General features: G+C 68.8%; 21 protein-coding genes. 10 read left to right on the top strand and 11 right to left on the bottom strand.

Features of this window, described 5'->3' with window-relative positions; genetic code table 11:
* The first annotated feature begins 4 nt into the window (after positions 1-4).
* On the top strand, positions 5-1,183 hold the full coding sequence (locus DU484_RS15410; RefSeq protein WP_222844857.1) for a glycosyltransferase family 61 protein: 1,179 nt from the start codon (positions 5-7) through the stop codon (positions 1,181-1,183).
* A gap of 14 nt (positions 1,184-1,197) precedes the next feature.
* Here DU484_RS15410 and DU484_RS15405 read toward each other — a convergent pair whose 3' ends face one another.
* Positions 1,198-2,142, bottom strand: a complete 945-nt coding sequence (locus DU484_RS15405) for a hypothetical protein (protein ID WP_114606374.1) — start codon at positions 2,140-2,142, stop codon at positions 1,198-1,200.
* Between the two features lie 141 nt (positions 2,143-2,283).
* Here DU484_RS15405 and DU484_RS15400 point away from each other — a divergent pair, with 141 nt between their 5' ends.
* From DU484_RS15400 to DU484_RS15385, 4 genes are all read left to right on the top strand, one after another.
* Positions 2,284-3,219, top strand: a complete 936-nt coding sequence (locus tag DU484_RS15400; protein WP_114586830.1) for a hypothetical protein — start codon at positions 2,284-2,286, stop codon at positions 3,217-3,219.
* Between the two features lie 117 nt (positions 3,220-3,336).
* The gene (locus tag DU484_RS15395; protein ID WP_114586829.1) at positions 3,337-4,152 is read left to right on the top strand and encodes an FkbM family methyltransferase; all 816 of its coding nucleotides are present in this window, start codon (positions 3,337-3,339) and stop codon (positions 4,150-4,152) included.
* 1 nt (position 4,153) lies between these two features.
* Positions 4,154-5,287, top strand: coding sequence for a glycosyltransferase family 4 protein (locus DU484_RS15390; RefSeq protein ID WP_114606373.1), 1,134 nt, complete (start codon positions 4,154-4,156; stop codon positions 5,285-5,287).
* A gap of 84 nt (positions 5,288-5,371) precedes the next feature.
* Entirely contained in the window at positions 5,372-6,586 is a 1,215-nt protein-coding gene (locus tag DU484_RS15385; protein ID WP_114606372.1) for a glycosyltransferase, read from the top strand.
* On the opposite strand, the gene aglG is transcribed toward DU484_RS15385, so the two are convergent.
* Positions 6,576-7,514 carry a glucosyl-dolichyl phosphate glucuronosyltransferase gene (gene aglG / locus DU484_RS15380; protein ID WP_114606371.1) on the bottom strand — a complete coding sequence of 313 codons (939 nt, stop codon included), beginning with the start codon at positions 7,512-7,514 and terminating at the stop codon, positions 6,576-6,578. The two genes, DU484_RS15385 and aglG, sit on opposite strands and share 11 nt — an antisense overlap.
* A 130-nt stretch (positions 7,515-7,644) precedes the next feature.
* Here aglG and DU484_RS15375 point away from each other — a divergent pair, with 130 nt between their 5' ends.
* On the top strand, positions 7,645-10,830 hold the full coding sequence (locus tag DU484_RS15375) for an oligosaccharyl transferase, archaeosortase A system-associated (RefSeq protein WP_114586825.1): 3,186 nt from the start codon (positions 7,645-7,647) through the stop codon (positions 10,828-10,830).
* 6 nt (positions 10,831-10,836) lie between these two features.
* Positions 10,837-11,772 (top strand): DUF368 domain-containing protein, encoded by a 936-nt coding sequence (locus DU484_RS15370; protein WP_114586824.1) that lies wholly within the window; start codon positions 10,837-10,839, stop codon positions 11,770-11,772.
* 3 nt (positions 11,773-11,775) lie between these two features.
* Here the strand turns inward: DU484_RS15370 and DU484_RS15365 are convergent, their stop codons facing one another.
* Positions 11,776-11,925: a rubrerythrin-like domain-containing protein gene (locus DU484_RS15365; RefSeq protein WP_114586823.1), complete on the bottom strand. Its 150-nt coding sequence runs from the start codon at positions 11,923-11,925 to the stop codon at positions 11,776-11,778.
* A 141-nt stretch (positions 11,926-12,066) separates the two neighbouring features.
* Positions 12,067-12,630 carry a class I SAM-dependent methyltransferase gene (locus DU484_RS15360; protein ID WP_114586822.1) on the bottom strand — a complete coding sequence of 188 codons (564 nt, stop codon included), beginning with the start codon at positions 12,628-12,630 and terminating at the stop codon, positions 12,067-12,069.
* An 82-nt stretch (positions 12,631-12,712) separates the two neighbouring features.
* Here DU484_RS15360 and DU484_RS15355 point away from each other — a divergent pair, with 82 nt between their 5' ends.
* A complete protein-coding gene (locus DU484_RS15355) occupies positions 12,713-12,922 on the top strand; it encodes an HEWD family protein (RefSeq protein WP_114586821.1) in 210 nt (69 codons plus the stop codon).
* Positions 12,923-12,927: 5 nt separating this feature from the next.
* The gene (gene cutA, locus DU484_RS15350) at positions 12,928-13,263 is read left to right on the top strand and encodes a divalent-cation tolerance protein CutA (RefSeq protein WP_114586820.1); all 336 of its coding nucleotides are present in this window, start codon (positions 12,928-12,930) and stop codon (positions 13,261-13,263) included.
* Here cutA and DU484_RS15345 read toward each other — a convergent pair whose 3' ends face one another.
* Together DU484_RS15345 and DU484_RS15340 are read right to left on the bottom strand one after the other, a co-directional pair.
* Complete coding sequence (locus tag DU484_RS15345; RefSeq protein WP_114586819.1) at positions 13,264-13,779, bottom strand: HPP family protein; 516 nt, start codon at positions 13,777-13,779, stop codon at positions 13,264-13,266.
* A complete protein-coding gene (locus DU484_RS15340; RefSeq protein WP_114586818.1) occupies positions 13,779-14,444 on the bottom strand; it encodes a phosphoglycolate phosphatase in 666 nt (221 codons plus the stop codon). The genes DU484_RS15345 and DU484_RS15340 overlap by 1 nt, the downstream gene beginning before the upstream one ends.
* A 126-nt stretch (positions 14,445-14,570) precedes the next feature.
* Here DU484_RS15340 and DU484_RS15335 point away from each other — a divergent pair, with 126 nt between their 5' ends.
* The gene (locus DU484_RS15335; RefSeq protein WP_114586817.1) at positions 14,571-15,782 is read left to right on the top strand and encodes an FAD-dependent oxidoreductase; all 1,212 of its coding nucleotides are present in this window, start codon (positions 14,571-14,573) and stop codon (positions 15,780-15,782) included.
* A 7-nt stretch (positions 15,783-15,789) separates the two neighbouring features.
* On the opposite strand, the gene DU484_RS15330 is transcribed toward DU484_RS15335, so the two are convergent.
* The 5 genes from DU484_RS15330 to DU484_RS15310 all read right to left on the bottom strand — a co-directional run bounded on the left by DU484_RS15330 (position 15,790) and on the right by DU484_RS15310 (position 21,532).
* Positions 15,790-16,338 carry a hypothetical protein gene (locus DU484_RS15330; protein ID WP_114606370.1) on the bottom strand — a complete coding sequence of 183 codons (549 nt, stop codon included), beginning with the start codon at positions 16,336-16,338 and terminating at the stop codon, positions 15,790-15,792.
* A gap of 60 nt (positions 16,339-16,398) precedes the next feature.
* Positions 16,399-17,583 carry a bifunctional sugar-1-phosphate nucleotidylyltransferase/acetyltransferase gene (gene glmU / locus DU484_RS15325; RefSeq protein WP_114606369.1) on the bottom strand — a complete coding sequence of 395 codons (1,185 nt, stop codon included), beginning with the start codon at positions 17,581-17,583 and terminating at the stop codon, positions 16,399-16,401.
* A gap of 37 nt (positions 17,584-17,620) precedes the next feature.
* Entirely contained in the window at positions 17,621-18,463 is an 843-nt protein-coding gene (locus tag DU484_RS15320; RefSeq protein ID WP_114606368.1) for a hypothetical protein, read from the bottom strand.
* A 73-nt stretch (positions 18,464-18,536) separates the two neighbouring features.
* Complete coding sequence (gene glmS, locus DU484_RS15315) at positions 18,537-20,339, bottom strand: glutamine--fructose-6-phosphate transaminase (isomerizing) (RefSeq protein WP_114606367.1); 1,803 nt, start codon at positions 20,337-20,339, stop codon at positions 18,537-18,539.
* Complete coding sequence (locus tag DU484_RS15310; protein WP_114586812.1) at positions 20,339-21,532, bottom strand: sugar phosphate nucleotidyltransferase; 1,194 nt, start codon at positions 21,530-21,532, stop codon at positions 20,339-20,341. The genes glmS and DU484_RS15310 overlap by 1 nt, the downstream gene beginning before the upstream one ends.
* Between the last annotated feature and the right edge of the window lie 10 nt (positions 21,533-21,542).

The following is a 21,542-nucleotide window of genomic DNA, read 5'->3' as shown; positions in this document are numbered from 1 at the left end:
GAAAGTGACAGTCCGGAGCATGTGGCCACCGACCGACATCTCCTACCGGAAGTTCAGACGGAAGGTGGCGGCCGACGGACTCCGCTCCACGCTCGTCTCGGCCGCCGACTTGGTCTTCCGGAAGAAAGTGGGCCGATCCGTCGTCGACCCCCTACTGGATTCCGGCGTCCTTCGGACCGTCTCCCGCGCCGAGTTAGTTACCCGCGCCCGTCGAACCCACTCTCTCGGTGACGGGGCGGGCACGCTCTCCCCCCCGTTCGTGGCCGACATCGGCCCGGGATACGTACTGCCGACCACGGGGCTGTCCCTCACCGACTCGCTGGAGATCGTCGAGGAGACGGCCGCGGCACCGGACCACGCGCGACAGGCCACGATGGCCTGTCTCTCGCGACAGGCGTTTTTCGGCGACCGGTCGGTCCTGTTCGACATTCTCAGCGGCGATCGGTCGGCCCTCGAATCGGACGCGACGCCGGTCGGAACCGTCCTCCCCCTCTCACCCCGCTATCCGAACTACTACCACTGGCTCGTCGAAACCGTGCCGAAGGTACGGTACGCCGAGGCGTACGAACGGGAAACGGGCGCGGACGTCACCTTGCTCGTCCCCGACGGTGTCCCGCCGTACGCGGACGAGACGCTGGATCTGCTCGACTGGCCGCAGGACAAGATCACACGCGCGGCGGCGCCCGTCTATCGGGCGGAGCAACTCCTCGTGCCGTCCTTTCCCGAGCCACGGATCGACGATTACCGGTGGCTCCGGTCCCGGATACTCGGCGCGCTCTCCGAACGGCCCTCGTCGTCTACCGGCGCCTCCAACGTGTACGTCTCCCGTTCGAACGCCGTCGAACGCCGTGTGGTAAACGAACCGGCGGTCGTGTCGATGCTCCGTGCGTACGGCTTCGAGTCGTACAACCTGGAGGAGCAGTCGGTGGCGACGAACGCTCGACTGTTCGCGGAGGCTGACCTCGTCGTCGCACCACACGGTGCGGGACTGGCCGACATCGTCTTCGCCGAGGACTGTACCGTCGTCGAACTGTTCGGCTCGAAAGTCAAACAACCGTACGAACTCCTCGCGGAGACGCTCGACCTAGAGTACGAACGACTCGTCTGCGAGCCACGGTCGACGGACATCGTCGTCGACGTCGAGGCGTTGGAGGCGATGGTTAGCGATCTGTCGACGGCGTGAGTGCCGGCCGACGATCATTTGTACCCCAGCGCGTCGAGGCGCTGTTCGACCGTTTCCTGGTCGGCCGTCGATCCCCGGTCGATCGGTGGGTCGGCCGTGATCTCGCGGCGGTCGTCGAATGGGACGACGAACCACGGGACCCTGACAAGTCCCGGCGCGTGGACGCCGTAGGGGTGGCCGTACTTCCGTCGCGTCGGGATGGGGCCTAACCGTTCGCCGACGAGATTGCCGTGGTCCGCGGTGATGACCGTCTTGCCGTCGAGTTCGTCGAGCAACGCCTCGACCGATTCGAGGACGACCTCGAGATTCTCGCGGTAGGCGTCCCACACGGTTCCGAGGTCGACGTCCGCCGTCCCGTCCCGGAGGTAGTTCCAAATGCCTTGCTCGCCTTCGCCCGATTCGTCGGACCGCCAGCCGCCACCGACGATCCGTTGGCCGAGTTTCCCGATGAAGGGCGCGTGTGGCTGCATGAAGTGACCGACCAGTCGCTTATCGGGGAAGTCGGCATTGGCTTCTCGGAGCGCGTCGGCCACCGGTTCGGGGGGAATCGTCTGGAGGTTCGGCTCCCAGTCGTCGAGACAGTCGATCACCGCGTGGAACGTATCCCTGTCGAGATTCAACCGGGGAATGTAGGGGTTCGCGTTGACGTAGACCGTATCGTGAAACGTTTTCCCGCCGAAGTTCCGCTCCAGGAACTCCTCGCTGCTCGACCCGAGCGAGATACGGGATTCGAGCGTCCCATCCATGTCGACTGTCTCCTCGAACAGGTCGTATCGACAGCCATCGAGGATCAGGAGGTTGTCCCAATCCTCCGCCATCACGTGGGTTCCGTTCCCGTGGCGAAGGTGAAAGACGGCGTTGTTGAACTCGACCGGTGCGTAGCGCAACGCACTCCCAACGACGGTTCGGAGTCCCCCGCCGGCGTAGATTTCCCTCGCTTTGCGAAGATGGTGGCGCATGGTCGGAGAGTGTTCGGTCGGGGCAATAACCCTGCGGTTCCGGCGCTCGTCGAACCGTCCGCCCCCGTCTGAGCGTCGCGTTTTCGACGTGAACGGCCACCGGTACCCAGGGTTCATATACCGCCCGAATCACCTGCTCTGATGATGGAACGATACACGCTGGAAAATCTGCGGAAGGTGTTGGGCCAACCGGGATACGTCGGTTGGGAGTTACAGCGACTCCTGTTCGACTTGAAACACGGTGGCGACGCCGTCGACGTGATGGACGAGGACTGGGACAACCTCGTCCTCCTCGACGCCTGCCGGTACGACTACTTCGAGACGCAAAACGACATTCCCGGCGAACTCTCACGGGTCGTCTCCCACGGGGGGCGAAGCTGGGAGTTCATGCAGGGCAACTTCGTCGGCGAACAGTTCCACGATACCGTCTACGTGACCGGGAATCCCCACACGGAGAAACTGCGAAGCGACGTGTTTCACGCGGTGGAACCGCTCTATCTGAACGCGTGGGACGACGAACGCGAAACCGTGCTTCCGGGGGATGTCGTCGAGGCGGCGGTGGCGGCCCACGAGGAGTATCCGAACAAGCGGCTGCTCGTCCACTTCATGCAGCCGCATCGGCCCTACTTGGGCGAGACTGGGGAGCGACTACGGGACCAGTTTCAGATCCGCGGATTCAACAGACGCATCGCTCACGACGGGGCTCGAACCGATCAGCCCTCCTTTTCGACGCTCATGGAACGAGGGGAGATACCGATCGATATGACACGACAAGCGTACCGAGAGACGTTGGATATCGTTCTCGATCACACGAAGGAACTCGTCGACGAGCTATCCGGAAAGAGCGTTGTCTCCGCCGACCACGGTGAGATGCTCGGCGAAACGCTGATCCCCGGGACGAGGCCGAAGTTCGGGCACTCACTCGAGTACATTCGCAACGAGACGCTGTACGTGGTGCCGTGGCTCGACGTCCCGGCGGACGACCGCCGGACGATAACCAGCGAGGATCCGATCGAGTTCGAGGGGGGAGATTCGAACACCGTCGAAGAGCGCTTGCAGTTTTTGGGTTACAAATAACTCGGCCCACATCCGGAAGTCGCTGCGAACACCTCCTCGACGCCCGTCCGGCTGCTGGACGGATCGAAAACGCTGTAGCGTTAGGTACTTGTAACAAAACCAGCTTCCTGTTCACCAATGAGCGTTCTTCACCGGGCGTATCGGCTGTTTCAATCGGAGGGTTGGCGCGCCCTCGCAGCCGCCGTAACAAAACGGCTCGTTGGCAAGTTCGATTTTCTCTACCAGCGAATAAAGCCAACGTACAAGTCGTACTCGGTCGGTGACGCGAGCGCCGAGTTCAATATGGCCTACCGCCGGCTCGATCAGCACGACTTCGTGGACGATCTCCGCTCTGAACGACGGCTCATCGAACGCGTTCTGTCGGTCGTCGACGACGACGACGTGTTCTACGACATCGGGGCGAACGTCGGCATCTACTCCTGTCTCGTCGGAACGCAGCTATCCTCGGGGACCGTCGTCGCCTTCGAACCGACCCCCGACGCCTTCGGGATTCTGCAGTCCAACGTCGAACGAAACGATATCGACGCTCGGCTGTTCGACGTGGCGCTCACGAACGAGAACGGGACGGCCCACATGTCCGTCAGAGGACAGACGGGACACGAACTTTCCGATGGTGACGGAGAGACCGTCGATGTCGAGACACGCCGTGCCGACGACTTGGTGACGGAACACGGGCTCCCTTCGCCGGATGTCATCAAGATCGATATCGAGGGAGCGGAATATCTCGCGCTCGATGGGTTCCGCGAGACACTCGCCGACGTGCCGTGTCACCATCTCTTCTGTGAGATACACAGCGAGAAAGTGACCGAAATCGGCGGCTCGGCCGAAGAGGTCGAGGAACTACTTCGAAGCCAGGGGTTCGAACTCGAATATCTCGGTGAGCGACGTGAGAACTACTTCGTCGAGGCGACCCACCCGTCGGTGGCGAAGTGAGATGAACGTCGCCCTCGTCACCCCCCGCTATCCGCCCACCCACGCCGGCGGCGGTGAGATCAGCGCCCGGTTGCTCGCCGAGCAACTGTCCGCCCGAAACTGGATCGACGACGTCACCGTCTACGCCTTCGACGGCGACACGACGGAGACGGTCGGCGGCGTCACCGTCCATCGACTCGGTGCTGTCCCACAGTACCCCTACACGCTCCCGAACGAACTCGCCTACCGCCGGCTCCGCTCCCGCGAACTCGACGCCGACCTCCTGCACGCGTACAACATGCACCTCCACCCGACCGTGGGGCGCCTCGCCGCCGAACGGGGGCTTCCGTCGGTCGCGACGCTGAACGCCTATCCGCTGATCGATTGGGCGGACATCGGGGTGACCCCGTCGTTGCAGCGGCGGCTGTACGAACACACCGTCCTCCGCGTCGAGCGCCCGCGACTGAAACGGCAGATGCGGAACGTCGACGTCTTCCTCCCGCTGAGCGGGGCGGTCGAACGCGTGTACCGCGAGCACGGGTTCGCGGACGCCGACTTCGAAGTGGTGCCGAACATGATCGATCCGACGTTCGACGTGCCGGCCCGCGAGCCGGCCGACGCGGACCGAATCCGGCTGTTGTACGTCGGCTACCTGCGTGATTCGAAGGGGGTCCGCTTCCTCGTCGACGCCATCGAACGGCTCCCCTCGCAGTATACGTTGACGGTCGTCGGTGGCGGGCCCGAGCAGCAGAACTTGATCGAGCGAGCCTCGGACGGCGGCGCCGCGGAGCGAATCACGTTCACCGGGCAGGTTCCGTACGAGGAGGTGGCCCAGGCGTACGCGGACGCGGACGTGTTCGTCCACCCGGGCGTGTGGCCCGAACCGTTCGGACGGACGATTCTGGAGGCGATGCAGGCCGGCCTGCCGGTCGTCGCGACGGCAGTCGGCGGGCCGGCGGAGACCGTTCCACAGTCGAAACTGCTGTGTGACCCGGGCGACCCGGACGCGCTCCGCGAGAGCATCGAGTACGCCGCCGCGAACCGCGAGCGGATCGGATCGGAGAACGAACGGACGGTGCGCCAGGAGTACCATCCCGACGCCGTCGTGCCGCGATTCCGGCGCGTCTACGAGCGCGTCCTCGACCGATACGAATGACGGTCGATGTTGGTCTCTCCGGTACTCGACATCCTCGCCACGGGGTCGTGAACGATATGTGGCTGGGGGCGGGGGAGTTCACTGATGACTGAACGAACCGGCGGGGACGACGCGGGCGAAGAGGGACGGCTCGCCGTCGCCCACTGGGGCGAACACGCCGACGGCGGCGGCGACCGACTCGCCTGGGAACTCGTTCGCGCCTTCGACGCGCCGTTCTACGTCGGGTGGCACGACGACGCCATCGAACCCGACGACATCGACGGGGAACAACTCATCGACGGGCCACTACTGAGTCGAGCGCTCGAGCGCGGCGGCGTGCTCCGGCAGTTCGCGCACCTGCTCGGCTGGCAAGTCGCGTCGCCGCTCCGGCAGTACGACGTGCTCGTCACGAGCGGCAACGAACCCCTGTTTTACGTCCCGCCGGACGACCAGACGTGGGTCGCGTACGTCCACCACACGAACCGCCGCCAGTCGGACCAGATCACCGAGGCCACCGACGGCCGATTCACGGGGCTGAAACTGCTGCTCTACTACGCGATGCGGGTGGCCTACGACCACAACACCCACAAACCCGACCTGTTCGTGGTGAACTCCGAAGTCGTCAAGCGGCGGGTCGTGCGGTACTGGGGGGTGCCGGAGGACAAGGTTCGCGTCGTGTATCCGCCCGTCGAGACGGACGCGTACGATCCCGAAGACGCCGAGACGGGCGACTACTACCTCACCCTGTCGCGGTTGGACTGGCACAAGGATATCGACGGCATCGTCGAGGCGTTCAACCAACTGGACCGGCGGTTGATCGTCGCCGGCGACGGTCCGGAGCGGGAGCGCCTGGAGGCGATGGCCGACGACAACGTCGAGTTCGCCGGGTTCGTCCCCGAAGCCGAGAAGCGGGAACTGCTGGCCGGCGCGAAGGCGTTCGTCTTCAACGCGCGCGACGAGGACTTCGGCATCGCACCGGTCGAAGCGCTAGCTGCCGGAACGCCGTTGCTCGGCGTCGACGAGGGGATGACCCAGTTCCAGGTCGTCCCGGGAAAGAACGGCTACCGTCACACCCGCTCCGGGTCGGGGCCGTCCCTCTCGGAGACGGTCGAGCGCTTCGAGGCCGACGGGGTCGAGTGGTCGCCAACGGAGATCGCCGCGTTCGCCGACCGCTTCTCGGTTGCGGCGTTTCACGAGGGTATGTGCGACGCCGTCGACGCCGCGGTCGAGCGGGCGCGGATCACCCCCTCGTGGTACGAGTCGTACGCGGAGTCGGACGGGGGCGACCGAGACGGCGCCCACAACCCGCCTACGCGTTAGCCTTCTCGACGACGTTCGGCGTCAGCATCGCGTAGAGGTAGCCGAGCCCGACGGCGGCGGTGAACACGAAAATCGAGAGTACCTGCTTCGCCTCGATGGTCGACGGTGACCTGATCAGGCGCCGGAGCCGCCCCGGGACGAAGTAGGTCAACAGCTGACGGAGATACGCACCCTTGTCGTCCGGGGCGTCCGGATACAGCAGGTCCATCACGCGCTTCGAGTAGCCCTGCCAGAACGATCGGAAGACGAGCCACTGGAAGTCCCCACGGTAGTCGAACAGCTTGTGGTGAACGATGGCGTCCTCGGTGAACACCATCCCTCTGCCGTACTCCTCGAGGAGTCGAATCCCGACGGGGGCCTCGTGGGCCTGGAGGTGTTTGTCGCCCTTCCGACCCGTGTTCGGGTCGTAGCCACCGACCGCGAGAAACGCCTCGCGACGGTAGGAGATGTTCGAGCCGTACGTGTTCCGGACCTCCTCGCCGTCCTCGGCGAACCCGGGTTCGACGCAGCCGACGAGCCAGTAGAACTCCGCGGGGAAGAAGTCGGGGCGCTCGGTCTGCCAGTCGGGGCGCACGTCGCCGCCGACGGCGACGGCGTCGGTGTCCTCGTAGACGTCGACCAGGCGTTCGATCCAGTCCGGTTCGGCGACGGCGTCGTCGTCGAGCATCGCGACGATGTCGCCGGAGGCGAGTTCGGCGCCCTTGGTCCGGGAGTAAGAGATGCCGCGATTCTCCTCGTTGCAGTGACAGACGACGTTCTCGCGGCCACAGAAGTCCGCCTGCACCCGGTCGTACACGTCCGGGTTTCCGTCGACGACGAGGACGACTTCCAGCGGCTCGTGCGTCTGTGCGAGGACGCTCTCGACGGCCTCGGTGAACGCCTCGTATCGCTCCATCGCGTACGTACAGACGACGACCGACACCTGCATCGACCCGACGTACCGCCGAGTCGCGAATAAGCGTTTTCGTTGCCGACGCCCCCGCGTTCGCCCGTGGAAATTCCTTGCGGCCGTCGGGAGATAACAAGGTTTATGGCCATAATCCAAGTCCGTTCGCCCAATGAGCGACGATCAGAGACAGGGGTCCTCGTCGGTCGTAGACCTCTTTTTCGATTGGTATCACGTCCCCGCCCTCGTCCTCGTCGTTGCCGCGATGCTCGCCATCCGTCTCCAGCAGTACGGCTCCTTCGTTCGGGACGGTGCGGTGTACTTCTCCGGCAACGACGCCTGGTACCATCTCCGCCAGGTCGAGTACGCGGTGCGACACTGGCCGTTCACGATGTCGTACGATCCGTGGACGAACTTCCCGTACGGGACCAACGCCGCCCAGTTCGGGACGCTGTACGACCAGCTCGTCGCGACGGCGGCGCTCGTCGTCGGTCTCGGGAGCCCGTCCTCGACCACCGTCGCGAAGACGCTGCTCGTCGCGCCGGCGGTGTTCGGCGCGCTGATCGCGATTCCCGTCTACGCCGTCGGGAAGCGACTCGCTGGACGCGTCGCCGGCCTCTTCGGTGCTACCGTCCTCCTGCTCCTTCCGGGGCAGTTCCTCCAGCGTGGCCTCGTCGGGTTCGCCGACCACAACATCGCCGAGCCGTTCTTCCAGGGGCTCGCCGTCCTCGGACTGATGGTCGCGCTGGCGGTTTCCCGTCGCGAGACGCCGGTCTGGGAACTCGTCCTCGACCGGGACACCGACGCGCTCCGCCGACCGCTCCTCTGGAGCGCGCTCGCCGGCGTCGCCGTCGCGGTCTACATGTGGGTGTGGCCGCCGGGCGTCCTGCTCGTCGGCGTCTTCGGCGTCTACCTCGTCTACCAGCTCACCAGCGACTACGTCACCGGGGACTCCCCCGAACCGGTCGCGTTCGTCGGCGTCGTGTCGATGGTCGTCGCCGCCCTGTTGATGCTCGTACAGTTCGAGGAGGGCACCCTCAGCCCGACCGACTTCGGCTTCCTCCAGCCTCTCCTCGCCTTCGGCGTCGCCGCCGGCGCGGCGTTCATGGCGGGGCTGGCCCGACTGTTCGACCGGCGTGACCTCGACCGCACCTACTACCCGGTCGCCGTCGTCGGCCTGATCGGTGTCGTCGCCGGCGTCGTCGCCGTTGCCCTCCCGTCGCTGTTCGACAGCATCGCCTCCGACGCCCTCAGCTTCATCGGCTTCAGCTCCGGCGCGGGGCTCCGGACCATCTCCGAGGCCCAGCCGTATCTCTCGCCGTCCGCCCTCCAACAGAACGCGATGACGGCCACGGGTCGCATCATGTCCGACTACGGCTTCACGCTCTTTACCGGCGTCGTGGCGGTCATCTGGCTCGTCGCGAAGCCACTGGTGCGTGACGGCGAGACGGAGCGGGTCGGGTACGCCGTCGGCTCGCTCGCGCTCCTCGGCCTGTTGTTCCTCGTCCCGGGGCCGTTCCGGGCCGTCGGCGACGCCGTCGGCGTCGTCTCGGAACTCGTCGGCGTCGCGCTCGTGGCCGCCATCCTGTTCGGCGCCGTCCTTCAGACGAACTACGACGCAGAGAAGCTCCTGTTCGTGATCTGGGCGGCGTTCATGACCTCGGCCGCGTTCACCCAGATTCGCTTCCACTACTACCTCGCGCCGGTCGTCGCCGTCGCCAACGCCTATCTGGTCGGACAGATCCTCTCGTATCTCGACCTGCGGGTGTCGTCGGTGGCGGCGCTCCGTGACATCCAGGGATACCAGGTGCTCGCGGTGCTCGCGGCCGCCATGCTGATCGTCACGCCGGTGTTGCTCGTCCCGATGGGCGTTCGGAACACCGGGAACCCCCAGTTCGACCAGAGTCAGACCGCGTGGGAGTCGGCCCAGTCGACCGGTCCCGGCGCCGTCACCGAGTGGGACGGCTCGCTCCAGTGGATGGAGTCGAACACGCCCGCACCCGGGACGCTCGGCGGCGCGGACAACGAGATGGAGTACTACGGTAGCTACGATCTGACGAACGATTACGACTATCCGGCAGGGGCGTACGGCGTCCAGTCGTGGTGGGACTACGGCCACTGGATCACCGTCCGTGGCGAACGCATCCCGAACGCCAACCCGTTCCAGCAGGGGGCGACCGACGCGGCGAACTACCTGCTGGCACCCAACGAGTCCACGGCACAGGACGCGCTCGGCGAACGGGACGCCGAGGCCGGAGGCACCCGATACGTGATGGTTGACTGGCAGATGGCCCACCCGCAGTCGAAGTTCAGCGCGCCGGTCGTCTTCTACGACCAGTCGAACGTCTCGTCGTCGGACTTCTACAACCCCGTCTACGCCAGCAACCTCCGCGGGAACTTCTACCTGCGGAGCCAGCGCTACTACGAGAGCCTGATGGTGCGGCTGTACGCGTACCACGGCAGCGCCATGGAACCCGAACCGGTCGTCGTCGACTGGGAGCAGCGCCGCGCCCAGACCCAGAGCGGTGAGACGATCACGATCCGTGCCGGACCGCAGGACGGCCGGATCGTCAGACAGTTCGAGAACGTCTCCGCGGCCCAGGAGTACGTCGCGGAGGACGGCACCGCCCAGGTCGGTGGCATCGGCCACTACCCCGCCGAACGGGTGCCGGCACTCGAACACTACCGGCTGGTACAGGTGAGCGAGTCGTCCGCGAACGCGTCCTCGAGCTACCAGTCGGCGACGCGTCGCACCTTCGCGGTGACGGGCGTCCCGCCGTCGGCACAGACGCTCTACGAGCCGTCGTTCGTGAAGTCCTTCGAGAAGGTGCCGGGAGCGACGGTCACGGCCAGCGGTCTGCCGGCGAACGTCACTGTCCGAGCCTCAGTTCCGGTGCGCGTCCCGACGACCAACGAAACGTTCCGGTACACGCAGGAGGCGCGAACGACCGAGGACGGCGAGCTATCGATGACGCTCCCCTACGCCACGACGGGCTACGACGAGTACGGCCCGTCGAACGGGTACACGAACGTGAGCGTCCGGGCGGTCGGCCCGTACACCATCCAGTCGCCGCTCCTCAACGACAACGGCTCGCTCGCGCAGTACCAGACGGAGGTCCAGATCGACGAAGGTCGGGTCAACGGCGACGTCGATGGCGCACGGAACGTGACGCTGGAGCGGACGAACCCGTTCCAGAACCTCTCGCTCGGCGGCGGTAACGAATCCGGATCGCTCGAACCGGTCGAGCCGGTGACTGCGTCGGCGGACGACGACTCGGATGGGACACCTAGCCCGACCGTCGACGACGGTCCGGCCACTCAGCGTGCCCTCACCGCGGCCGCCGTCGCCCGCAACTAACGCCCGATGGCCCTCCGCTCCCTGTCGGTCGTCTACCTGAAAGGCGTCTGCATGGGGGCGGCCGACGCAGTCCCCGGCGTCTCGGGCGGGACCATCGCGCTCATCACGGGCATCTACGAGCGACTGATCGGCGCCGTCACCGCCGTCACGCCGGCCCGAATCGTCGAGGTGCTCGCCGCGCCGCTTCCCGGACGCCGGAACGACGCGCGGACGGCCTTTCTCGCCGTCGACGGCCCGTTTCTCCTCGCCCTCGGCGCCGGGATTCTCTCGGCCGTCCTGATCGCGACGCGTCTCCTCCACGTCGCGCTCGAATCGGAACCCGTCGTCACCTTCGGCTTCTTTTTCGGCCTCATCGCCGCGTCGGCCGTCGTCCTCCGGAGACAGGCGTCGCTCGACACGCCGGGTCGGATCGGCGCCGCCGTCGCCGGCTTTCTCCTCGCCTTCCTCTCGGCCGGCCGCGCGGCCGCGGCGCTCCCCTCCTCGCCGCTCGTCACCGTCGCCGTCGGCGCCGTCGCCATCAGCGCCATGGTCCTCCCCGGCATCTCGGGGTCGCTCATCCTCGTCATTCTCGGCCAGTACGAGTTCCTCGTCGCCGAGTTGACGGCCTTCGTCGACGGCCTCCTCGAACTCCTCGTCGGCGGGTCGGTCGAGGCGATCCTCGACCCCGCGACGACGGTCGTCGCCTTCCTCGTCGGCGCCGTCGTCGGCCTCTTCACCGTCGCCCACGCCGTCCGCTGGGCGCTCGTGCGCTATCGCTACGCGACGCTCTCCTTTCTCGTGAGCCTGGTCGTCGGCGGCCTGCGCGCACCGGTGGTGAAGGCCGCCGAGGAACTCCCCGCCGGGTGGACGGCCGACGCACTCCTCGCGTTCGGCCTCGCGGCCGTCGTCGGCGCCGTCCTCGTCGGCGTCCTCGAACACTACACCGACAGCATCGAGATTTGAGCCTTACTCCCGCGGCACGGCGAGGTTCCGGACGCCGGCGCCACACGCCGGACAGGTCGTCAGCCGGTCCTCGCTTACCACCCGGTGTGTACAGGTTCGGCACTCGTAGTACCCTCGACCCGGCGTGTACGGGTCTATGAGATTGTGTCTCATTCTTACGACGTTCGTACACCGTTCACCCAGATGATTGTTTCGGGCGTCGAGGGATCGGCCTGAGCGATGATCATACGGTTTATTGTAGTCTTCACCGGTGGGTCGCCGAGACGGTCCGGCACACAGCTACGATAATCCGTATCAGTCGGTCAGGTGGGCAACCGAGACGAACGTCTCCGGGCGGCGTTCGGCGCGGTCGACGACGAAGCCCGCGTCGGTCTGGAGGGCGACGGCGTCGTCGAGGGCGTACGTCTCGTCGCGGGGTGGCCCGGCCTCGCCCGCGCCATCGCGGTCCCAGTCGACGGTGATCAGGCGGCCGCCCGGCCGGAGGACCCGCGCCACCTCCCGCAACGCCGCCCCGTCCGCGAACTCGTGGAACGTCATCGTCGAGACGGCGGCGTCGAGTTCGTCCGCGCCGAACGGCAGGTCGGCGGCGTCGGCCTCGACGAGTTCGACGTTCGCGGGCACGCCCTTCTCGCGGTAGTGATCGTGCATCACGGACTGCACGTCGACGGCGTACACCGTCCCGGCGTGGGGAGCGATGTCGTCGGTGTAGAAGCCGGTGCCGCTCCCCAGGTCGGCGAGACGCATCTCCGCGTGGGGCGCGACGAGGCCGTGGAGTTCCTCGCGCGAACAGTAGCGATACCGCTCGGCGGCGTCCTCGAGCGCCGTCGCCCGGTCGCTGTCGAACGTATGAAAGCCCATGTGTTCCCCTGCCGCCGCGGCGACATAAGTGCCGCGCGGCCATGAGACAGGGTTAAATCCCCGCCCGACGCTATCGTCGGGTATGGGCGTCACGATCAGGAAGCCGACCGCTCGGCAGTGTGAGGACTGCGGCCGGCGGGAGGTCTGGAACGACGCGACGGGTACCTGGCAGGTCGCGCGCGACGACGACGGCGAACGCGTCGTCGGCAGGGTGTACTGCATCCACGAGTGGGACATCAACGGCACGTTCGTCCCCATCGAGATGGACGGGACGGACGCGGTCGACGTATAGGTCGAATGCCCGACTCCGACGCCGACGCGCCGGTGACCGCCTACGTCACCGCCCCCCGCGACGCGGCGGCCGACCTCGCGAGCCGACTCGTCGACGCGCGACTGGCCGCCTGCGTCAACGTCGTCGACTGCACGTCGACGTACCGCTGGGACGACGCCGTCCACGAGGACGAGGAGGCTATTCTCTTCGCGAAGACGACGGCCGACCGCTATCCGGCGCTGGCGGAGCGCCTCGCCGGCTGGCACCCCCACGACGTGCCCTGTATCGAACGGATCGACGCCGCGGACGCCCACGGCCCGTTCGCGGCGTGGTGTGCCGGGGCCGTCGTCGACGCGGAGTGATCAGTCCGCGTACCGCGGATGTGACTCTCCGACGAGCCGTCTGAATCCCCCGACGACGGCGCCGTGGACGGCGACGAGGACGACGACGCTCACCACGATGATCCCGACCTGCCACGGCGTCGGGAGGAGGCCGAGCGAGACGATGAGCGTCGTCGCACACGCCGGCGCGTGGTTGGTGTCGGTGGCGATCATCCCCCAACTCGTCAGGACGATGGAGCCGACGCCGCTGGCGACGAGGTGGAGGCCGGCTATCGATCCGGGCGCCGGCGTCGCCGTCAGCGTCACGCCCGCGCCGAGGAACGTGTACGCGAGGAGGCCGGCGACGCCGCCGATGGCGTGGCTCGCCACGACGCGGTACAGTCGGTCCCGACTCCCCCGTCGCTCGAACGCGAGGAGGAAGGCCGAAGGGCCGAGACTCGGGAAGACGAAGGGCTGACCGCTGAGCCACGCGACGGTGCCGAGGACGGTGAAGAGGACGCCCGCGTACAGGCTCGTCCCGAGGCGGCGCCGATTCATCACCGCAGCGACGCCAGCGCTTCGAGCGTCCCGTCCATGTGTGCGCCCTCGGTGACGTGGTCCGCGGCGGCCCGTGCCCGGTCGTCCGCGTTCGCGACGGCGAAGGACTCGCCGACCGCCTCGAACGTCGACACGTCGTTCTCGCTGTCGCCGACGGCGACGAAGTCGGCGGGGTCGTAGCCGAGCGTCTCCGCGGCCGAGCGCACCCCGTCGCCCTTCTCGACGCCCGGCGTCACGAGGTGGTAGGCGTAGCCCGTATCCACCACGTCGACGCCGAACTCCGCGGCGGCGCTCCGGAGGAGCGATTCGTCGGCGTCGAGGCTGACCGCCACCTCCGTCTCCCGCCACCGGTTGACGGTGTCGGCGGCGCCCCAGCCCAGGTCACCGCCGCGGTCGACGAACGCCTCGGCGGCCGCCCGCGGTCGGTCGGCGTCGACCGTCACCCGCACCTCGTCGTCGACGTAGACGACGCCCCCGTGTTCGGCGATCACCCGTTCGGGAATCTGGAGGAAGTGACAGAGCGCGACCGGATACGGGAACGCCTTGCCCGTCGCGAGGACGACCGGCGCGTCCCACGCCGGCAACGCCTCGAAGACTCGGGGGTCGATTCCGCCCGACGCCCGCGTCAGCGTCCCGTCGATGTCGAGTACGAGCGGCGGCACCATATCCGATCCAGCGGCGCGGGGGTGATAAACGGCGCGTCACGGGGCGAGCGGCGGGCCGGCGTGCCACCGAGCCCGCTCTACGCCACCACCGACGCCGTGAAGTGACCCGCTCCCGCATCCTCGGCCATGCAGACGACCGTCCTCGTGATCGGCGGCGGCGCGACGGGCGTCGGCGTCGCCCGCGACCTGGCGCTCCGGGGCGTCGAGGTTACGCTCGTCGACCGGGGTGCCCTCGCCGCCGGCACCACCGGCCGCTCGCACGGTGTCCTCCACAGCGGCGCCCGGTACGCCGAGGCCGACCCCTCGGACGCGGCCGCCTGTCTCGCCGAGAATCGGGTGCTTCGGGAGGTCGCCCCGGCCTGTCTCGACGAGACGGGCGGCTACTTCCTCCAACTCGCTGGCGACGACCCAGACTACTTCGAGCGCAAGCGCGCGGCCTGTGCCGACCTGGGGATGTCCGTCGAGACGCTCTCGGGCGCCGAACTCCGGGAACGCGTCCCCGAAGCGACCCCCGCCGTCGAGCGCGCCCTCGCCGTCCCGGACGCCGTCGTCTCCCCGTCGCGGCTCGTCGTCGCCAACGCCGCCGCCGCCAGCGAGGCGGGGGCGACGATACACACGCACGCGCCGGTCGAGGGCATCCGCGTCGCGGACGGTGCCGTCACGGGCGTCGACGTGGGCGGGACCCTCGACGCGACGATTCGCGCCGACGCCGTCGTGAACGCGACCGGCCCGTGGGCCGGGCGGTGTGCGGCGCTCGCGGGCGTCTCGGTACCCATGCGGCCGACCCGTGGCGTGATGGTCGGCGTCGAGAATCCCGGCGTCGACGCCGTGCTGAACCGGTGTCGCCCGCCCGCCGACGGCGACATCGTCGTCCCGCGGGGCGACGAGGCGGTCCTCGGCACCACGAGCGTCGCCGTCGACGACCCCGACGACTTCGAGCGGAGCGAGGCGGAAGTCGCACGGACCGTCGCGGAGTGTGCCGCGATGTGTCCCGCGGTCGACCGGCCGGTTCGGCGAACCTACTGGGGCGTCCGCCCGCTCTACGCGCCGGACGAGGACGGACGGGACGGTCGGGCCATCTCCAGGGGGTTCGCGCTCCTCGATCACGCTGCTGAGGATGCGGCTGGCTTCCTCACTATCGTCGGCGGGAAACTCACCACCTACCGGAAGATGGCCGAGGCGACGGCCGACCGGGTGTGTGATCGTCTCGGCGTCTCGGCTGCCTGCCGGACCGCCGACCGTCCGCTCCCCGGCGCCGACGACCCCGCCGAACTCGACGCGCTGTGTGCGGCGTTCGGCGTCGACGCGCCGGCCGACGGTCGGGGCGCGGACGCGTGACGGCCGCTCACCAGCGGACCGTGTAGAGACACCGGTCGTCGCCCCGGCGGCGACAGGTCCCGCCGCGTTCCTCGACGAAGACGAACGACTCGACCGGCGAGTGTTCCTTCGCGACGGCCCGGATCAGCCCCCGGTCGAACGGGCAAGGGTAGGGGTTCCGGCACTCCACCCGGCCGCGCCCCTCGTCGACCCGCTCGAAGCGGTAGTGGCCGATGTCGCCGCCGCGGTGGTTGCGGTGGTAGGCGTCGTCGATGGATCGCAGTCCCGCCGCGACGCCCGAGATGCCGTCCGGCCACCGGGCGACGGACGGAATCCGCTCGCCCAGCCGGTCCAAGACGTGCGGTCCGAACTCCTCGGCAATCGTCGCCAGCACGTCGAGTTCGGCCGCCTGCGCGTACCAGTCGTCGGGGTCCGGGTCGGCGATGCCCTTCTCGGCGAGCGCCGTCCGTACCGCCTCGCGGTGAGCGTCGCGGAACTGCTCGATCCCCTCCTCGATGGCGACGATGACTCTCCCGCGGGCCTCCACCCCCGTCTCGAACGGTTCGTACTGGGCCATGTCCGGTGTCGTCTCTCGGAATTAGTTGTTCGGTAGACAAAAGCGTTCGTCCGCCGGGCGTCAGGATCGGTCGCGGTCCCGCCGCACCGTCTCGCCCGGTTCGGTCCGCGCACCGGTTCCGAGCACGACGCCCGCGTTCAGCGCCGTGTCGATGCCCGTTTTCACCGCGTCGCCACAGACGACGCCGAACTTGCGCCGCCCCGTCGACGACGACTCGCCTTTCACCCGGACGCGCACGGCCGCGTCGTCGTGGCGGAGGTTGGCGACGGTCGTTCCGGCGCCGAAGTTCACGTCGCGCCCGAGGACGCTGTCGCCGACGTAGGAGAGGTGGCCGACCGTCGCGCCCGCCATCAGCACGCTGTTTTTTATCTCTACTGCGTGCCCCACGTTCGCCCCCTCGCCGAGCAGCGTCGCGCCGCGGACGTACGCGTTCGGGCCGACGCTCGCGCCCGCCCGGACGAGCGCCGGGCCCTCGATCACGACGCCGGCGTCGACCGTCGCACCGTCCTCGACGACGACCGACCCGCGTAGGTCGGCGTCGGGGTGTACGTCGCCGTCGAGCCGGCGCTCCAGGTCACCCAGTTTCCACTCGGTGGCGGCGAGCAGTTCCCAGGGCCGGCCCACGTCCAGCCAGCGCTCCACCGCGACGGCGCGCACGTCGACGGCGTCGCAGGCGCGTTCCAACACGTCCGTGAGTTCGTACTCGCCGCGGTCGCTCTCGCCTACGTCCAGCCAGTCCCGCGCCGCCGCGGGGAAGACGTACGCGCCAGCGTTGACGAGGTTCGAGGTCGGGTTCGCGGGCTTCTCGACGACGCTCCGAACGTGGCCGTCCGCGTCGGTCTCCAGCACCCCGTAGTTCTCGGGGTCGTCGACGCGGGCGGCGCCGACAGCGGGGCCGGCGTCGTAGAGCGCGGCGAGCGAGTCGCGGTCGTACAGGACGTCGCCGTTCAGGACCGCGAAGGGCGCGTCCTCGAGTTCGTCGCGCGCGGCGCGGACGGCGTTGGCGGTGCCGCGCTGGCGCTCCTGGACGGCGAAGGTCACGTCCCGGTCGTCGAGGGCCTGACGGACGGCGTCGGCGGCGTACCCCACGACGACGACGACGCGTTCGGCGCCCGCGCGGCGGGCGCCGTCGACGACGTGTTCGACGAGCGTCCGGTCCGCGACGGGGAGGGTCGGTTTCGGGCGGCGGTCGGTGAGCGGGCGCATCCGCGTCCCCTCGCCGGCCGCGAGCACGACGGTCTGCATATCGGGACGACGGCGAGCGCCGACAAAGCCGTTGTCCCTACTCGGCGACGAGGACCGCCCACCAGCCGTCGACGGCCCCGTCGAACATGTGTTCGGGGACGAGCGGTGCGGGGACGGGCTGGAAGCCGCCGTCGCGCATCGCTCCGATACCGGTGTAGCGCTGGACCGGCCGGCCGGCGAAGTCGACGACCCGAATCCGCTTGTCGTCGTCGCGGCGGTAGGCGTACGGGAACTGTGCGCGCTGAGGGCAGTCGAGCGTGTCGACGCCGTCGAGACGGGCTACCACCTCGCCGTCGGCGCGCAGTTCGAGCCACGACCCCGAGACCGCAGTCTCGGCGTCGACGTCGGCGTCCCCACCCTCACCGTCGACGATCAGCCCCACCGGCTCGCGGGCCGTCGTCGACTCCTGCCACTCCAGTGTCGTCCCGGCCGGGACGGCGGCGTACCCGCCCTCGGCGAGTGCCACGCGGTCCGGCCCGGCGAAAAACCGCCGCCCCTCCGTATCGGCGGCGCGGACGCCGACGGGCGGGGCGAGGATCGCCTCGATTCGGTCGGCCGTCTCGCGGTCGGGCGCGACGAACAGGGCCGCGCGGCCGTTGTTCCGGTCGTTCCACAGCCGCGAGAGCACGAGCGTCGGCTCGGGGTCACGAATCGACTCGATGGCGACCGTCCGGCCGCTCGACAGCAGCGCCGACACCGATGGCGCCCCGTCGGCCGGCGTCGCTCGCCTCGGCTCGAACGGCCGCGCATCGTCGGGCGACGGCACGGCGTTCGCGGGCCGGGCGACCCCTGGCGGCTCCCCGCGGTCGTCCGACCGGGTGACGGTCAACCCCTCCCGTCGACAGCGCGCGACTCCGGTCTCGAACAGGGCGTCGGTCATCACCTCCGGTAGGGCACGGCCGACCAAGTGGGTTTCTCCGTCGGCGGCGGTTGACGCGGCGAGACGCCGACGTTCACTCCACCGTCACGCTTTTCGCCAGATTCCGGGGCTTGTCGATGGCCCGATCCAGCCGCGCGGCCATGTGGTAGGCGACGAGCTGGAGCTGGACGTTCGCCAGCAGCGGCGTCAGCCGCTCGTCCGTCCGCGGAATCTTCAGGACGTGATCGGCGTACTGGCCGGCCTCGGCGGCGCCGTCGGTGACGACGACCACCGGCGCGTCCCGCGCCTCGACTTCCTTGACGTTGCCGAGGGTCTTGCGGGCCGCCTCGCCGTCGCCCGTGATCACCGCGAAGACGGGCGTGTTCGCCGTGACGAGCGCCAGCGGGCCGTGTTTCAACTCGCCCGCCGCGAACCCCTCGGCGTGTTCGTAGGTTATCTCCTTGAACTTCAGCGCGCCCTCCAGCGCGACGGGGTAGTCGAGGCCGCGGCCGAGAAAGAAGAAGGCGTCGGCGTCGACGAACTCCTCGACGACCGCCGCGGCGTTCGACTCGTCGAGGACCGCCTGCACGTCGCTCGGCACGCCCCGAAGCTCGTCGACCAGATCGCGCCGCCGCTCGACGCCGCGGTCCGCCAGCCGGGCGGTGAGCAGGTTCAGCCCCACGAGCTGTGAGGAGAAGGTCTTGGTCGCGGCGACGCCGATTTCCGGCCCGGCGCGGATGTAGACGACGTGGTCGCTCTCGCGGGCGGCGGTGCTGCCGACGACGTTCGTGAGCGCGAGCGTCTCGGCGCCCCGACCCCCCGCCTCGCGGAGCGCGCTCAGCGTGTCCGCCGTCTCGCCGCTCTGTGTCACCCCGACCACGAGGTCGTCCCCCGAGACGGGCGCCGGCGCAGTCGCGTACTCGTGGGCGTAGTACGCGTTCGCCGGGATACCGGCCGCCCGCAGGAGCTGGGCGCCGTAGAGCGCGGCGTGATACGAGGTGCCACAGGCGACGAACTGCACCGTCTCCGGAGCCCCCAGGTCGTCGAGTTCCTCGACCGTGATCCGGCCGTCGAGTTCGTCCACCCGGCCGCTGATGCACTGCCGGAGGGAGACGGGTTGCTCGTGGATCTCTTTCAGCATGTAGTGGTCGTAGCCGCTCTTGCCGGTCTGTTCGGCCTCCCACTCGACCGTCCGGATTTCCTTCTCGACTGTCGCGCCGTCGGCGTCGGTGACCGTCCACCCCTGATCGTCGAGGCGGACGAACTCGTCGTCGTCGAGGTAGGCCACGTCGCGGGTGCGTTCGAGGAACGCGGGCACGTCGCTGGCGACGAACGACTCGCCGTCGCCCACCCCGAGGACGAGCGGCGAGTCGTGCCGCACGGCGAAGAGGGCGTCCGTCCCCGCGACGACGACGGCGAGGGCGTAACTCCCCGCCAGCCGGTCGGTCGCTGCCCGGACCGCCGCCTCGGGGTCGAGACCCCCGCGGAGTTCGCGGGCGATCAGGTGCGGGACGACTTCGGTGTCCGTCTCCGAGGCGAAGGTCACGCCCTCGCGTTCGAGTTCGTCACGGAGTTCGCGGTAGTTCTCGATGATCCCGTTGTGGACGACGGCGACGCGGCCACGCTCGTCGGTGTGTGGGTGGGCGTTGTCGTCCGTCGGCGGCCCGTGCGTGCTCCAGCGGGTGTGGGCGATGCCCACCGGGCCGGCGACGGAGGCGTCGTCGAGTGCGGCCTCCAGCGCGTCGAGTTGGCCGGCGCGCTTCTCGACGCGGAGGCCGTCGCCGCCGACGGCGACGCCCGCGGAGTCGTAGCCGCGGTACTCGAGGTTCGAGAGGCCGTCGAGGAGAACGGAAAGCGTCTCGTCGGCGTCGCCGACGTAGCCGATGATGCCACACATCAGCGCCGCACCTCCGCGCTCTCGGGGACGACCCCGTCGGCGTACGCCCCCGTCGCGACGCGCGCGTCCGGCCCGATCAGGGTGCCGGGCGCGACGGTGGCGCCGCCACCGACCGTCGCGCGGTCGGCGGCGATACAGCCGAGTCGCCGCCCCTCGTGGACCGTCGTCCCCACGCGCACGTCCGCCTCGCCGCCCGGAATCGTCGCCCCGGGGCCGACGGTCACGCCCTGGCCGGTCACCGCGTCGACCACCGTCGCGTTCGCCCCGACGCGGGTGTCGATGTCGAGCACCGACCCCTCGACGACGGCGCCGGCGTCGACGGTCGTGTTCCGGCCGAGCGCGGTGTCTGGACCGACGACGGCGCCGGGGCCGATGGCCGCGTCGGGGCCGACGACGACCGGCGCCCGGAGCGTGGCGTCGTCGTGGACGCTCGCCGTCTCGTCGACGTAGACGCCCCGCGAGCGTTCGGGTTCGTCGACGTGCCCGATGGCAAGCAGGTCGCGCGCGACCGTCAGCAGGTCCCACGGATACGTGGCGGTCGACCACAGGCCCTCGACGCGGACGCCCCGGACGGCGTTGCCCCCGCGGATCTGGTCCGCGATGGCGTCGGTCAGGTAGAGTTCGCCCGCCCGCCGCCCCGTCGATTCGATGTCGGCGAAGAGGGAGGGACCACAGGCGTAGATGCCGGCGTTCAAGAGGCGGTAGGAGTCGTCGTCCGGGCGTTCGACGAGTTCGACGATCCGGTCGCCGTCGAGGCTGACGGCGCCGTACTCGGCCGCTCGGTCGCTCTCGACGACGCCGAGTGTCGCCGCGTCGGTCGCCGAGTGGGCGTCCATCACCGACTCGACCATTCCGGCGGTCACCACCTCGTCGCCGTTGACGACGAGGAAGTCCGCGTCGATGGCGTCGCGGGCCTGGAGCACCGCGTGCCCGGTGCCCAACTGCTTCTCTTGAACGTGGTACGTGACGGTGCGACCGCGGTACGTCGGGCCGACGTAATCTTGCACCCGGTCGCGCTGGTAGCCGACGACGAGGTGGAGGTCGTCGACGCCGGCGTCGATCAGCGCGTCGAGGACGTAGGAGAGGATCGGTCGGTTCGCGGCCGGCAGCAACGGTTTCGGCCGGTGTTTCGTCAGCGGCCGGAGCCGCGTTCCCTCGCCGGCCGCGAGCACTACCGCGGAGTCGAGTCGCATGGATCTGTAT

This window comes from Haloplanus rubicundus, assembly GCF_003342675.1.
In the GTDB taxonomy this organism is placed as follows: domain Archaea; phylum Halobacteriota; class Halobacteria; order Halobacteriales; family Haloferacaceae; genus Haloplanus; species Haloplanus rubicundus.
The sequence above is the reverse complement of the archived record's forward strand: the minus strand, read 5'-3'. Positions and strand labels throughout refer to the sequence as shown.

Excerpts from the sequence above, each read along its gene's own strand:
- DU484_RS15405 (WP_114606374.1), bottom strand. The coding sequence starts at position 2,142 with ATGCGCCACCATCTTCGCAAAGCGAGGGAAATCTACGCCGGCGGGGGA.
- DU484_RS15330 (WP_114606370.1), bottom strand. The coding sequence starts at position 16,338 with ATGGCCCAGTACGAACCGTTCGAGACGGGGGTGGAGGCCCGCGGGAGA.
- DU484_RS15335 (WP_114586817.1), top strand. The coding sequence starts at position 14,571 with ATGCAGACGACCGTCCTCGTGATCGGCGGCGGCGCGACGGGCGTCGGC.
- DU484_RS15395 (WP_114586829.1), top strand. The coding sequence starts at position 3,337 with ATGAGCGTTCTTCACCGGGCGTATCGGCTGTTTCAATCGGAGGGTTGG.
- DU484_RS15390 (WP_114606373.1), top strand. The coding sequence starts at position 4,154 with ATGAACGTCGCCCTCGTCACCCCCCGCTATCCGCCCACCCACGCCGGC.
- cutA (WP_114586820.1), top strand. The coding sequence starts at position 12,928 with ATGCCCGACTCCGACGCCGACGCGCCGGTGACCGCCTACGTCACCGCC.
- DU484_RS15340 (WP_114586818.1), bottom strand. The coding sequence starts at position 14,444 with ATGGTGCCGCCGCTCGTACTCGACATCGACGGGACGCTGACGCGGGCG.
- DU484_RS15385 (WP_114606372.1), top strand. The coding sequence starts at position 5,372 with ATGACTGAACGAACCGGCGGGGACGACGCGGGCGAAGAGGGACGGCTC.
- DU484_RS15375 (WP_114586825.1), top strand. The coding sequence starts at position 7,645 with ATGAGCGACGATCAGAGACAGGGGTCCTCGTCGGTCGTAGACCTCTTT.
- glmS (WP_114606367.1), bottom strand. The coding sequence starts at position 20,339 with ATGTGTGGCATCATCGGCTACGTCGGCGACGCCGACGAGACGCTTTCC.
- DU484_RS15400 (WP_114586830.1), top strand. The coding sequence starts at position 2,284 with ATGATGGAACGATACACGCTGGAAAATCTGCGGAAGGTGTTGGGCCAA.
- DU484_RS15365 (WP_114586823.1), bottom strand. The coding sequence starts at position 11,925 with ATGAGACACAATCTCATAGACCCGTACACGCCGGGTCGAGGGTACTAC.
- DU484_RS15310 (WP_114586812.1), bottom strand. The coding sequence starts at position 21,532 with ATGCGACTCGACTCCGCGGTAGTGCTCGCGGCCGGCGAGGGAACGCGG.
- aglG (WP_114606371.1), bottom strand. The coding sequence starts at position 7,514 with ATGCAGGTGTCGGTCGTCGTCTGTACGTACGCGATGGAGCGATACGAG.
- DU484_RS15320 (WP_114606368.1), bottom strand. The coding sequence starts at position 18,463 with ATGACCGACGCCCTGTTCGAGACCGGAGTCGCGCGCTGTCGACGGGAG.
- DU484_RS15355 (WP_114586821.1), top strand. The coding sequence starts at position 12,713 with ATGGGCGTCACGATCAGGAAGCCGACCGCTCGGCAGTGTGAGGACTGC.
- DU484_RS15370 (WP_114586824.1), top strand. The coding sequence starts at position 10,837 with ATGGCCCTCCGCTCCCTGTCGGTCGTCTACCTGAAAGGCGTCTGCATG.
- glmU (WP_114606369.1), bottom strand. The coding sequence starts at position 17,583 with ATGCAGACCGTCGTGCTCGCGGCCGGCGAGGGGACGCGGATGCGCCCG.
- DU484_RS15360 (WP_114586822.1), bottom strand. The coding sequence starts at position 12,630 with ATGGGCTTTCATACGTTCGACAGCGACCGGGCGACGGCGCTCGAGGAC.
- DU484_RS15345 (WP_114586819.1), bottom strand. The coding sequence starts at position 13,779 with ATGAATCGGCGCCGCCTCGGGACGAGCCTGTACGCGGGCGTCCTCTTC.